The organism is Paractinoplanes brasiliensis (genome assembly GCF_004362215.1).
Lineage (GTDB): Bacteria > Actinomycetota > Actinomycetes > Mycobacteriales > Micromonosporaceae > Actinoplanes > Actinoplanes brasiliensis.
This window is the reverse complement of the sequence record NZ_SNWR01000002.1, coordinates 1,202,759-1,215,655: the sequence shown is the minus strand read 5'-3', so window position 1 is coordinate 1,215,655 and position 12,897 is coordinate 1,202,759. Positions and strand designations below refer to the sequence as shown.

General features: G+C 73.4%; 9 protein-coding genes. 8 read left to right on the top strand and 1 reads right to left on the bottom strand.

Annotation, left to right across the window (positions count from 1 at the left end; genetic code table 11):
* The first annotated feature begins 255 nt into the window (after nt 1–255).
* On the top strand, nt 256–2,166 hold the full coding sequence (locus C8E87_RS37640) for a zinc metalloprotease (RefSeq protein ID WP_133878143.1): 1,911 nt from the start codon (nt 256–258) through the stop codon (nt 2,164–2,166).
* Between the two features lie 118 nt (nt 2,167–2,284).
* On the opposite strand, the gene C8E87_RS37635 is transcribed toward C8E87_RS37640, so the two are convergent.
* Nucleotides 2,285–5,257 carry a helix-turn-helix transcriptional regulator gene (locus C8E87_RS37635; RefSeq protein ID WP_133878142.1) on the bottom strand — a complete coding sequence of 991 codons (2,973 nt, stop codon included), beginning with the start codon at nt 5,255–5,257 and terminating at the stop codon, nt 2,285–2,287.
* A gap of 140 nt (nt 5,258–5,397) precedes the next feature.
* Here C8E87_RS37635 and C8E87_RS37630 point away from each other — a divergent pair, with 140 nt between their 5' ends.
* From C8E87_RS37630 to C8E87_RS46880, 7 genes are all read left to right on the top strand, one after another.
* The gene (locus C8E87_RS37630; RefSeq protein WP_133878141.1) at nt 5,398–6,465 is read left to right on the top strand and encodes a class I SAM-dependent methyltransferase; all 1,068 of its coding nucleotides are present in this window, start codon (nt 5,398–5,400) and stop codon (nt 6,463–6,465) included.
* Nucleotides 6,462–9,380: an AfsR/SARP family transcriptional regulator gene (locus C8E87_RS37625; protein ID WP_166661406.1), complete on the top strand. Its 2,919-nt coding sequence runs from the start codon at nt 6,462–6,464 to the stop codon at nt 9,378–9,380. The genes C8E87_RS37630 and C8E87_RS37625 overlap by 4 nt, the downstream gene beginning before the upstream one ends.
* 80 nt (nt 9,381–9,460) lie before the next feature.
* A complete protein-coding gene (locus C8E87_RS37620) occupies nt 9,461–10,363 on the top strand; it encodes a hypothetical protein (protein WP_133878139.1) in 903 nt (300 codons plus the stop codon).
* Between the two features lie 240 nt (nt 10,364–10,603).
* Nucleotides 10,604–11,215: a TetR/AcrR family transcriptional regulator gene (locus C8E87_RS37615; RefSeq protein WP_133878138.1), complete on the top strand. Its 612-nt coding sequence runs from the start codon at nt 10,604–10,606 to the stop codon at nt 11,213–11,215.
* A 34-nt stretch (nt 11,216–11,249) separates the two neighbouring features.
* Complete coding sequence (locus tag C8E87_RS37610) at nt 11,250–11,885, top strand: class I SAM-dependent methyltransferase (protein ID WP_133878137.1); 636 nt, start codon at nt 11,250–11,252, stop codon at nt 11,883–11,885.
* Between the two features lie 33 nt (nt 11,886–11,918).
* Nucleotides 11,919–12,386 (top strand): hypothetical protein, encoded by a 468-nt coding sequence (locus C8E87_RS46040; RefSeq protein WP_239080110.1) that lies wholly within the window; start codon nt 11,919–11,921, stop codon nt 12,384–12,386.
* Between the two features lie 6 nt (nt 12,387–12,392).
* Nucleotides 12,393–12,653 carry an MFS transporter gene (locus C8E87_RS46880; RefSeq protein ID WP_203720602.1) on the top strand — a complete coding sequence of 87 codons (261 nt, stop codon included), beginning with the start codon at nt 12,393–12,395 and terminating at the stop codon, nt 12,651–12,653.
* Nucleotides 12,654–12,897: the final 244 nt, after the last annotated feature.

Below are 12,897 nucleotides of genomic sequence, written 5' to 3'. Positions count from 1 at the left end.
GTACGGGGAAACGCGCCTCCGAGGCAGCGCTTTGGCTGGTCGCCACGGGGGCGGGAAAGATCGTCGGCGCGCGGGGGCGGGGCAGTGGGCGGACACGATACGTGGTGGCATCAGCCGAACGAGTGACGAACGCATGCGCGGCGCCACAGCGGCTTCGACCCCGTCCGGCGGGAGTTGTCCGCAATTGACCGGGATCGATGGTGCTTGTCCGCACGGGGACTTCCCATCGGCGGTCGCTGATGGTTTGGTGTGCGCATGAGACGGAGTGGCGCCTTCATCGCACTGTTGGTCGCCGCCATGGTCGGGGCGTCCGCAACCCCGGCCGGCGCGGCGGCTCCCGCCTACCGGTACAACTTCCTCGCGCCCGGCGGCCAGCCCAGGCTCACCGAGACGGTGCCGGTGAACGTGGTCTTCGTCGGCTACGAGCCGGGCCAGGTCGGCGCGGGCGCGTTCAAGGGTGAGCTCGCGAAGAAGTACGAGCCGGTCGTGCGCTCCCGCTTGGCCTACGACGTGGTCGAGAAGCTCGGCATCACGTACAAATACGACTATCGACTGACGTACGCCGACCGCGCGTACGAGAACAAGTTCTTCAACCAGCTCGGCAAGCTGGCCAAGCCCGCGCCGCTCACCGAGTACCAGGAGGCCTACAACACGCAGGCCGGTGTCCTCGACGTCACCGCGAACCACACGATCGACGCCCCCAGTGTGGAGAAGTACCTGGCCTTCCACCCGCCGTCGGGGGTCGACACCCGGCGCAACACCGTCTACTTCATCAACTGGCACGGGCGGTCCGACTTCAAGTTCCACGTCTACACCAAGACCGGCGAGCCCGACCCCGACACCGGCTACGACTTCGGCGCCAGCCGCGACAGCCGCAAGATGATCGCGTGGGGCGGCACCACCGCCGACGACGAGGAGACCGGTCTCGGCGCCACCCGCCGCGTCTGGTTCCACGACCTGTCGGCCGGCCCCGAGTCGTGGACGGAGAACTACGACGTCACCAACGCGGACGTCGACGGTGACGGCGAGCCCGACTACCGCATGCCCCCGATCTGGGAGTACGCGGCCGGTGGCTACCGTACGCCGGCCGCGCTGGCCGGCGACCTGGGCAAGATCACCCGGTACGTGGCGCTGAACCTGCTGATGACGACCTCGCCGCTCTACCCGGTCGAGCTGCCGACGACCGAGCCGCCGCGATCCATCAACATCGACGCCAACACGTACGAGGGCTGGCCCGGGCTGGACGCCTCGGCGCGGTACGTCAAGCCCAAGCTCGTGGTGAAGGAGCTGTCCGAGCTGCGCTGGCGCAACAAGATCGACTACGACAACCAGGACTTCGCGCTCGACGCCAAGAACAGGGCCTGCTACGACGGCTTCGTCAGCGGCGAGAGCTGCTACCCCGGAAGCGGCCTGCCGTCGGACGCCAACCTGTTCCTCTACAACCGTGACAACCTCGCCCGCACCAAGGACGACGGCAACAAGGTCGACTACGAGCTGCCTGTCTTCAACTACGTGCTCCCGCCCGACGTCGACCCGCCGCTGCTCGGCTTCGCCGACGACGACTGGCAGACCGGCACCCAGTCGTACGTGTTCAACTTCCTGTCGCAGAGCATCGTCGAGAGCGGTTACGGCCTGAGCACCACGACGATCCACGAGGTGGGCCACCACCTGGGCATGTCGCACCCGCACGACGGCTGGGACAGCGAGACGGGCGTCGATTACGCTCCCACCGGGCCGACGTTCTTCGCCTGGGCGGGCGACGAGAACAACTCGATGATGAGCTACATCGACGTCAACTGGGACTTCTCGCAGTTCGACCGGGACAACAGCAACCGCTTCCTGACCGCCGCCTACTGGGAGGCCGCGAACCGGCTGGCCGCCACGATCCCGAACGGCAGGTCCCGCGGTGACCTGGCCGCGGCGGACGCGCTGCTGGGCCTGGCCAAGGTCGCGTTCGCCAAGCACGACTACCGCGCCGCCTACACCCTTGCCGAGGGCGGCTACAACAAGGTGGTCGCGGCGGCCAAGAAGTCGGGCGTCGACCCGTCGTCGGCCGCGCGGGCCATGGCCGCGGAGGCCGACGCCGAGCGGGCCAAGCCGGATGTGAAGAGCCCGCACGAATTCATCGACACGCTCGACCCGCAGGGCCCGCGCGCCCAGCCGTGACGAGCGCGGCGCCGGTCTCGCTCAGACGAATGATGCGGGCGGCCCGGCGTTGATCCCGCGCGGGCGGGTGACGAGGTGGCGGCCTGGCGAATGTGGCGTGGCGGCCCGGTCACGTCGATCAGCGTGGCGGTCGAGCTGTCCCGGCTTGGTCGGTGAGCAGGCGGCCGACCGCGTTGCGGGAACGCAGGCCGAGCTTGGCCAGCACGCTGGAGACGTGCTTCTCCACCGTGCGTTCGCTCAGGTGCAGCCGGCGTGCGATGCCCGCGTTGGTGTGTCCCGAGCCGATCAGCTCGGCGACCTCCCGTTCGCGGGCGGTCAGGGCGGCCAGCCGATCACCGCCCGGATCCGGGGGCTTGACCGGCCCCCGCGGGCGCTCACCCAACCGGCGTAGGACGGCGAGAGCACCCTCACGGATGCCGTGGGCGCCCAGGGCCTGCAGGTCACGGTCGGCCCGGCGCAGTTGACGCCGTGCCTCGTCGACGCGGCCCAGCTCCGCGAGGGCAGCCCCGGCGATGATCCGGCAGTGCCCCGCCCACAACGGTGTGCCGGCGACATCCGCGGCCTCCGCCCCCGGCGCCGCCACCCGCGCGGCCGCGCCGGGGTCGCCGCGGGCGAGCGCCACCGAGGCGTCGATACGGGCCATGATCCCGGCGAAGGTGCCGGAGCACCGTCCACCGGCCTCCGCCGGGGCGCGGGCCGCGAGCTCGGTGGCCTTCTCGACCTGGCCCTGGGCCAGCAGGACCCGGACCCCGACGTCGGTGGCACGCACCCTGTCCCGGGTCCACAGGCCGGGCTCGACCCAGCCGAACGCGTCGAGCACCGCGACGGCCCCGTCCACATCGCCCGCCGCGAGCCGCGCGTCGGCCAAGGTCCAGCCCGCCGCCGAACCCGGGTCCACGCCGCAGAACGCCCAGGCGGCCTCCCCGTGGCTGAGCGCCGCGTCGACCCGGCCCTGGATCAGGGCGACCCGGCTGGCGATCATGGCGCCCCAGAGGCCGAGCTGCGGGTTGTTCGAGACGATCGCGTTGTCCAGGACCTCGTCCGCGGCCACCTGGGCGGCCTCGATCCGCCCCAGCTCCTCGTCGGCGTAGGCGCGCAGAATCAGGAACGACGGCGCCAGCAGGCCCTGACCGCTGCGGCGGGCCAGCACCAGGCCCCGTTCGCCGTCGGCGACCCCGCCGGTCAGGTCCCCGGTGAACGCGCGGGCGACGCCGAGCCACAGCAGCATCTGCAACCGTCCGGTGACCTGCTCGTCGGTCAGCGCGCCGACCAGGGCCGCGGCCCGCGCGATGCGTTGTTCGGCGGCCGCCCGCCGGGCCGGGTCGGCGCTGCGCTGGGCACAGTGGGCGTCGTCGGCGGCCTGGCACGCGGCGTCGGCCTCCAGCACACTGTCGCCGGCCTCGCGGGCCAGGGCGGCGGCTTCCTCGGCGAGGGCGAGCGCGGTCGTGTGTTCCCCGCTGGTGCCGTGGTTGCGTGCCTCGGCGAGGGTCAGCACCGCCGCTTCCCACGGTGTGCCGGCGCCCAGGGCGGCCCGTTCCCGCTGGAGGAGTTTGCCCGCGACGGCCGCGTTGCCCGTCCACATTCCTTCCAGCTGAGCCAGCTCCTCGACCACCTCGACCCGTGCCCGGCCGGCCCCGGCCGGCATCTGCCGCAGCAGCCGATACAGCACGTCCCGGGCGTGCGCCGGACGCCCGGCCGACGCGAGCGCGCCGCCCTGCGCCCGCAGCAGCGAGAGGCGCCGCCCCCGGTGCTCGCCGCCGTCGGGCAGCAGGCGCACCGCGGCCTCGTACCAGCCGGCGGCGGTCGCCGGAGCGGCCGTGGCGACATCGTCGGCCGCCCGGATCAGCGCCGAGATCGCGTCCAGATGCCCGGGGCGGGCGGACCGTTCGACGTGGTGCGCGAGCCGCGCGGGCGCGGCGCCGAGCGCTCGTAACGCCTCGGCGGCGCGGGCATGCGCGGCGATGCGCCATCCGCCCGCCGTGTCCTCACAGACCGAACGGCGCACGAGCGGATGGCGGAACCGGAACTGCCGGGCCCGGCCGGTCGGACGGATCAGGTCGGCGTCCAGCAGGGCGTCGAGCGCGGCCAGCACGTCGGCCTCGCTCAGCCCGGCGGCCGCGGCCGCCAGATCCACGTCGAACGGGTCGCCCGCCACGGCCGCGCCCTCCAGCACCAGGCGCGCCTCGGCGGGCAGCCGGCTCACCTCCCCGGCGAGGGCGGCCCGCACGACCCGCGGAACTCCCGGGAGATCACCCCAGGCCGGTGACGGCGGCCCGGCGTACCCGCGGGCCAGTTCCTCGAGATAGAACGGGTTGCCGCCGGAATCCCGGTACAGCCTGTCCCGCACCCCGCCGGGCAGATCGGGCAGCAGGCGTGCCACGTCGTCGGCCGACAGCGGCTGGAGATCGCACACCTGGCCCCGGCCGTCGCGTACGGCCTGGGTGAGCGTGAGCGTCACAGCGTCTGCCCGGCCCGGCCGGGTGGCCAGCACCAGCAGCACCGGCGCGCGGGGTGGGCGGTGCATCAGCAGGGCGAGCACGTCGGCGCTGGCCGGGTCGCCCCAGTGCACGTCGTCGAGGAGCAGCACGACGGGCCGGCGCCGGGCGAGCCGTTCGAGCAGGGCCCGAACCGCGCCGGCGACCCGGTGTCGTTCTGCCGGCAGGGGCGGGGAACCGTGGTCGTCGCGGCGGAGGGCCGGCAGGGCGGAGGCGAGCTGATCGGCGTCGTCGCGCGGCAGGCCGTCCAGGGCCCGGCTCAGCTCGGCGGGGGCGCCGCCGAGGGCGCGGCCGCCGTCGAGAGCACGGCCACCGTCGGAGGCACGGCCGCCGTCGGAGGCGGGCGCACTGTCGAAGGCGTCGGCCAGCAGCGCGAAGGGCAGGTCGCGTTCCAGCTCCGCGGCCCGGCCCCCGAGCACCAGCATGTTCCGGCCCCGCGCCCGTTCGCTCAGCTCGGACACCATGCGGGACTTGCCGATCCCCGGCTCGCCGCGCAGGCACAGCGTCCAGGAGCGCCCCTCGGCGAGCTCACCGAACGCACGACTTGTCGCGGCGAGCTCGGACTCTCGCCCGACCAGAGCCAGCCGGCGTGTCACGAAACCGACCCTACGCGCGCCACCAGCGCCGGGGAACGCGATTTTTGGGTGCCCGGGTGGGTGCCGTCACCCATACCGGCGCGGCCGGGCGCCGCCCAGTGTGAACGTGACCGCAACACCATCCGGAAAGGACCGTCACCATGAGCGACCGCACCGACCAGCTCGCCGAGCGCCTGTTCGCCGCGACGATCTCGGCCCTGGAACTCTGTTCGATCTACCTCGGCGTGGAGCTCGGGCTCTACCGTGTGCTCAGCCGGGACGGCGCATTGACCCCCGCCGAGTTGAGCGCGCGGGCGGGCATAGCTCCGCGCTACGCCGTCGAGTGGCTCGAGCAGCAGGCCGTGGCGGGCCTGCTGAGTGTCGACCAGCAGGACGGGGACCGCCGTTACCGGCTCGGCCCCGAGCACGCCCGGGTGCTCGCCGACGCCGACGACCCGGCGCACGTCGCGCCCTTCGCCCACCTGCTGGCCGGCATCGGAGGCGTCCTGCCCCAGGTGGCCGCCGCCTACCGCAGTGGCGAGGGCGTCCCGTACGCCGCGTACGGCCCGGCGTTCCGGTACGGCCAGGGCCACATCAACCGGCCGGCGTTCACCCATCAGCTGCCCACGGCCTGGCTGGGCGCGATGCCCGACGTGGTGTCACGGCTGGAGTCGGCGTCCCGCGCGAGGATCGCCGACGTCGGCTGCGGGCAGGGCTGGTCCGTGCAGTCGGTCGCGCGGGCGTTCCCCCGGGCCTGGGTGGACGGCATCGACGCCGACGCCGCGTCGATCGAGGACGCCCGCCGCCACGCCGCCGCGGCCGGGCTCGACGGCCGGGTGCGTTTCGTGCACGGCGAAGCCGCCCGGGTGGCCGACGAGGGCCCGTACGACCTGGTGTTCTTCCTCGAGGCGCTGCACGACATGGCTCAGCCCGTGGAAGCCCTGCAAGCCGCTCGGGCAGCGCTGGCGCCCGACGGCGTCGTGCTGGTCGTCGACGAGCGCGTGGCGGAACAGTTCACCGCCCCGGGCACGGAGGTCGAACGGATGATGTACGGCTGGAGCGTCACCCATTGCCTGCCGAGTCAGCTGACCGACCCGGGCTCCGCCGCGACCGGCACCGTGCTGCGCCCCGGCACGCTGCACCTGTGGGCGAAGGAAGCCGGCTTCACCCGCAGCGTCGAGCTGCCGGTCCACGACGACTTCTTCCGCCTCTACCGGCTGGAGCGTTGACCACCCGGCTGCGGGTCCTCGGTCCCGTCGAACTGACCGGGGCGGACGGTGAGGCCGTGCCCCTCGGCGGGCGTCGCCAGGAGCGGCTGGCCGCTCTGCTGTGCGCCGCCGCCGGGCGGATCATGCCGTCCGACCGGCTGGTCCGGTTGTTGTGGCCGGACGAGGGACCGCGGGACCCGGCCGCGGCGCTGCACAGCCAGGTGTGGCGGCTACGCCGGACCCTGGCCGCCGCCGGGCTGGGGCTGGAACGCCGGGGCCCGGGATACGTGCTGCTGGCGGAGCCGGCCGACCTGGACGCGTCCGCCTTCGAGGCGCTGGTCACGGGCCACCGGGTGGAGGACTGCGAACCGGCGGCCGTGCGTGACCTGCTCGCCGCCGGGCTGGCGCTCTGGCGGGGCGAGGCCTACCTGGGGATGAGCGACATCCCGGCGCTGCGGGACGAGGCCAGGCGGCTGAGCGAAATCAAGCTGTCCTGGGTGGAACGGGCCGCGGCCCGGCTGCTGGAGGCCGGCGACACCGCCACCGCGTCGGCCTACCTGCGCCGCTCGATCGCCGAGGACCCGCTGCGCGAGCAGTCCCGGATCCTGCTGATGCGTGCCCTCGCCGTCGAGGGCCGGTCCGCCGACGCGGTCGCGCAGTACCACTCCTACCGCCGGGCGCAGGTCGACGAGACCGGCCTGGATCCCGGGCCCGCCATGGCGAACGCGTACGAGCGGCTGATCGCGCGGGAAACGGGGAACGCGGCCGAGCAGCCCGGCGCCGTACGGGTGATGCCGGTCGCGGTCCCCGAGCCGGTGTCCCCGATCGTGGGGCGGGAAGCCGAGGCGGACCAGTTGATCCGGATGCTCGGCGGCGGGCACCGGCTGATCACCCTGACCGGCCCCGGCGGCGTGGGCAAGACACGGCTCGCCGTCGAGGTGGCCCGCCGCAAGTGGGACGCCGACGCCGTTTTCGTCGACCTGTCGCGGGTACGTGCCGCGGCGGACGTGCCGGACGTGTTCGCCCGCGCGTACGGTGCGGGCCGCGCCGGACCGGACCCGGCGGCCGCCCTCGCCGCGGCGGCCGGCCCGGGGGAACTGCTCCTGCTGGTGGACTGCTCCGGGCAGGCGAGGCCCGCCCACGAGTTCCTGGTGGACCTGTTGTCCCGCTGCCCCGGTGCGGTGGCGATGGTGACCAGCCGGGAGCGGCTCGGCGTGCCCGGGGAGATCGAGTTTCCGGTGCGGCCGCTGCCGGCGCCGGACGCGGACGCGGACCCGGAGGAGGCAGCCGCCGCCGCGGCCGTGACCCTGTTCCTCGAACGGGTTCCCCATCCCTTCCTCGCCGCCTGGCCGGACGGCCCGGCGTTGGTGTCGCGCGTCGGCCGGTTGTGCCGGGACCTGGGCGGACTGCCGCTGGCCATCGAGACGGCGGCCGCGCTCGCCGCCCACCAGCCGATCGACGAGGTCGCCGACCGGCTGGTGGGGTCGCTGCGGGAGCCTGTGGCCGCCCACGACGTGGCCGGGCCCCTGGACGCCGCGATCGGGTGGAGCTACGAACGGCTGCGCCCCGCGGAACGGCGGGTGCTGCTGCGGTTGTGCGCGTTCAGCGGCCGGTTCGGCGTTCCCGCCGTACGGGCGGTGTGCGCGGGCGCCGGGTCCGACACGGCGGTCGAGCGGCTCACCGCCCTCGGGCTGGTCACCGCGCATCGGGACGGCCCGGAGGTGCGCTACTCGGTGCCGGCGATGATCTCCGCGTACCTGGAGCGGGACCATCGGCACGGGGACGAACGGACCCGCGCGCGGGCCGCGCACTTCCGTTACCACGCCGGTCGGTGCCGGGACCCGCAGTTCCTCGACGACAAACTGCTCGCCCGGATCGACAGCGGCTACGCCGACTTCCTCGCCGCGCTCCAGCACGGCATGGACCGCCCCGGCGACGACGCGGACGTCGGCGACCTGGCCATCTCGATGGTTCTGTACTGGCTCTGGCGGGAGGAACCGGAGCCGGCCCTGACGTGGCTCGACCGGCTCGCGGACCGGCTCGCGGGCACGCCGTCGTGGCCGGCTCGCGCGGACGTGCTGCGGGCGACGTTCCTGCGCAACCTCGGTCGCCTCGCCGAGGCCGCCGACATGGCCGTCCGGGGCACCGCTGCGCTCGCCGCGGCCGGTGATCAGGACTGGCTCGTCACCGCGTACGCCCTGCTCACGGGCCTGGCGGACGACCGCGGTGACGCCGAGGAGACCGTACGGTGTGCCGAGGCCGCGGTCCGGGCCGCTCGCGCTGGTGTCCCGCGCCGGCTGCCCGAGGCGCTGGGCTACCTCGCGTACGCCCACGTCGCGGCGGGCCACCCGGCGCGCGCGGCCGAGGTTGCCCTGGAGGCCCTGACCATGCTGGACGGTGTCGACTCGCTCGCGTTGCGGGCCGGCACCCGCATCAACGCGGCACAGGCGCTCATCGAGGCCGGTCAGGGCGTCGTGGCGGTGGAGGTGCTGACCAGCGGGCTGAGTGAGCTGCGGGACGTTCCCGACGGGATGCTGGGCTACCGGATCAAGCTCGGCTGGGCTCATCTCGCCACCGGGGACCATGCCGCCGCCCTGCGGTGGTTCGCGACCTTCGCCGACGAGGTCGCGCGCACGGACCAGCGGCTCTGGGTGGCCGAGGCGATCGCGGGCTGCGCGTGCGCGCTGGTCCGCGGTGGACCCGGCCGTACGGCCGCGTTGGTGCTGGGCTCGGCGCAACGTCAGCTGCAGCGGTGCGAGGTGGACGTCTCGCCGTGGATCCGGCGGCAGCTCGACGACGCGTACGGGGAAATCACCCGGTGGCCGGGCGGGAGCGACCTCGTACGGGCGGGTGAGCTGCTGACCGTGGACGCGGTGATCCGGATGCTGCCGGCCGGGCGGTCAACCGGTGTTGTCGCGGGCCTGACAACTGTCTGAGAGCGCCGTGGAAGATGGCTGCGAGCGCTTGCCGGAACAGTCGGGAACAGCAACAACCAACCACGTGAAAGGACAGTCTGTTGTCGACTACGACCTCCACCCATCCGTGGCGCCGTTTCGCCCTCACGGCCGCGGTGCTCGCCGGCGCCGCCACGAGCGTCGCCGCTGTCGCGTCGCCCGCGTCGGCGGTGAGCGGCCTGCAGGAACGCGGCGGCGTCTCCGCCTCCAACTCGGTGGCGCTCAAGCAGCTCAGCATCGAATGCCCGCCGTTGCAGAACGCGATCGGCGGCACCGCCACCATCGTGGGCACGACCCAGGTGCGCATCCTGGCCGCGGTGCCGAGCGGCTCGGGAACCTCGGGCAGCGGGTTCGGCATCGTCGCGAGCGAGCAGGAATCCGGCACCACGGCCAACTGGCGGATCGAGGGCACGGTCATCTGTGCTCCGAACTCGTCCCTGCCCGGCCTGGAGTACCAGAACGCCCAGTCCGCCTTCAGCTCCCCGGCCTCCCTCGGGGCGACGGCCACCTGCAGCCCCGGCAAGCGCGTGATCGGGATGGGCGGCGAGGCCTGGTACAACAACCCGTCCGACCGCAGCCAGGTGGTGCTCACCGGGATCCGGCCCAACGCGGAGGGCACCGAGGTGACCGCGACGGGATTCGAGGACCAGACCGGGTTCAGCGGCAACTGGCGTACGTACGCGACCGCCGTGTGTGTGAACCCGGTCGCCGGCCAGCACCCGGTCGGCGCGGCCGACGGGTTCGACTCCGACGCTGCCAAGTCGGTGGCGCCGCAGTGCGACTCGGACGAACAGGTCCACAGCCTCGGCTTCGACCTGACCGGCCCGTCCGGCGGCGGCGCCGGCGAGACGCACGTGCACCGGCTGGGCAAGGCCGGCCCCGGTGGCGTGATCAACGCCGTCGAGGACGCCGACGGCCTTTCCGGGTCGTGGCGTCTGCGCGGGTACGCCATCTGCGCCAACTGATCCCCCCGATGGAGACGCCCTCCGGCAATTGCCGGAGGGCGTCTCGCCGCGCTCGGCGATGCTCACTCCGGAGGTGGGTGGCGTCGGGGCTCGGGTGGGTCAGGAGCGGGGCCGCGGCGAGGGAGTCGATACGGGCGCGCACCTCGGCTGCTTCCCCGTCGACGCCTTGGCCGGTGTCTACTTGAAAGGCAACATAGGCAGAAGGACACTTCGGAGTCAACAAGCGTGGGAGGGTGTCTCGTGGCGGAGGCGAGGGCGGAGCCCGTGCGGCGGCTGCCGCGTGCGCAGCGCCGTGAGCAGATCCTCGCGGCGGCGACGACGGCGTTCGCGCGCAACGGGTTCGCCGCGACGGGCCTGGATGACATCGCGGCCGAGGCCGGGATCACCCGCGTGATCCTCTATCGGCATTTCGACTCCAAGACCGACCTGTACCAGGCGGTGCTGGACCGGTTCTGCGCCGTCATGTCGGATCTTGTGGCCGAGCCGGTGGGCGGGTTCACCGATGCCAGCATCGATGGGCTGCTCAAGGCGGCGATCGCCGAGCCGGACGGATTCCGGCTGCTGTTCGTGCACGCCGCCCGGGAGCCGGAGTTCAAGGCCTTGGCAGACCGGTTCCACGCGCAGGTCACCGAGATCGCCCACACGCAGATCTCGCAGGTCGTCACCGATCCGGCGTGGGCCCGATGGGCAGCGCAGCTGGCCCCCACGGTGGCGGTCGAGGCGATCATCGCCTGGCGGGACGCCGGGCAGCCCGACCCGGACCTGGCGGCCGACCGGATCCGGCATGTCATCACCGGAGTCATCACCGCCGCAGCCGCCGACGGGCTCGGCCACCTACCCCCTACCGCCTGACCTTTTGCTCACCTGGGACCGGTTGGAGCAGCTCATGACCACGACATCAGACGAGACGGCCAAGGTCCTGCGCGCTTGGGAGAAGAGCGCACCGGGCTACGACAAGCAGATCGCCTTCTTCGAGAAGGTCTGGTTCAGCGGGGGCCGGCAATGGCTCGGCGCCCGCGCCCAGGGCCGGGTCCTGGAGGTCGCGATCGGCACCGGCCTCAACTTGCCGCACTACCCGCCCGGCACGACGATCACCGGGCTCGAGCTGAGCCCGGCGATGCTGGCCATAGCCAGACAGCGTGCCGCCGGCCTCGGCCGCGACGTCGACCTGCACACCGGCGATGCTCAAGCCCTTCCATTTGCTGACGAGTCGTTCGACACAGTGGTCTGCGCGCTGTCGCTGTGCACAATCCCGGACCCGCCTGCCGCGATCGGCCAGATGAAGCGTGTGTTGGCGCCCGGTGGCAGGCTGCTGTTGGTGGATCACATCGGCAGCTCCTGGCCGCCGATCCGGGCCGCGCAGTGGCTGCTCGAGCGGGTGACCATCCGCGCGGCCGGGGAGCACTTCACCCGCCGCCAGCTCCCGCTGGTCCGCGCCGCCGGGTTCGACATCGTGGAGGTCGAACGGCTCAAGGCCGGCACCGTCGAACGCGTCCACGCCCGCAATCCGGCACGCGACTGACATCGCCCGCCCCGACGGTCGGAGGACGCTGCCGTGATCGGAGCGAAGATCGGAGCGGGCCGCGAGGCCGACGTGCACGCCTGGGGCGACGACGCGGTCGTCAAGCTCTTCCGGCCCGGGTCCGGCGGCCACCGAGCCGAGGCGGCGGCACTGACCGCGCTGGACGGTCACGGTGTCGCCCCGCGGCTGATCGAGGTTGTGGACTGCGGCGGCCGGACCGGCCTCGTTCTGCAACGCTTCGCCGGGCAGGACATGCTCACGCTGCTGCAACACCGACCTTGGCGGGTCCTCGGCCTGGCCCGTGCCCTGGCCGCGGCGCATCTGGCGATCAACGCCGTGCGCGTGCCGTCAGGGCTGCCGGAGGTACGCGAGATGCTGGCGTCGCGGATCGAGGCCGCCGGCCTGCCGGCCCAGACGCGCGACTTCGCGTTGCGGGTGGTCACGGCCGAGGCGTCCGGGGCTGACGGTCATCGACCGGTCGCACGGCGCCGCGGACGCTGATGCGGTATCCGGTCCCGGAGCCGGGCTCGGCCGGGCCGAGGTAGTCGTAGCCGGTCGCGGGCCCGCGCCGTCGGCGTCTACCGACTGTGGCGCGATCTCGGCTACGCCGCCGGCGCTCTGATCGCCGGGATCACCGCCGACCTGTTCGGCCTGCGCGCCGCGATCTGGCTCGTCGCCGCGCTCACCGCCACCTCCGGCGTCATCGTCGCGATTCGGATGTACGAGACCCACCACCGCGGGCCGGCGCCGACGTCAGTGGAAGGGTGAGGAGGGACGCGCATCCCGGCCTGCACGGCAATCCGATCCACCTGGACCGGTGCCGATCGCCGAGTCCGATCCGGTGGGCCGGTCGAGCCCCGGTCTCCGGTCCCGCGCCTGCCCCGAGCCCCGGTGCGGGACCGGACGGCGCCCGCGCGCAGCATGCCGGTAACGCCGCTGACATGCGAGGCCGATGTGAGGAGCATCTAACGGCCGCTTGTTCCGGATGAAACCTCGGCGAAACCGCGGATTC

Bases quoted from the DNA above. Each gene is read 5' to 3' on its own strand.
- C8E87_RS37630 (WP_133878141.1), top strand. From the start codon at position 5,398: ATGAGCGACCGCACCGACCAGCTCGCCGAGCGCCTGTTCGCCGCGACG.
- C8E87_RS37640 (WP_133878143.1), top strand. From the start codon at position 256: ATGAGACGGAGTGGCGCCTTCATCGCACTGTTGGTCGCCGCCATGGTC.
- C8E87_RS37610 (WP_133878137.1), top strand. From the start codon at position 11,250: ATGACCACGACATCAGACGAGACGGCCAAGGTCCTGCGCGCTTGGGAG.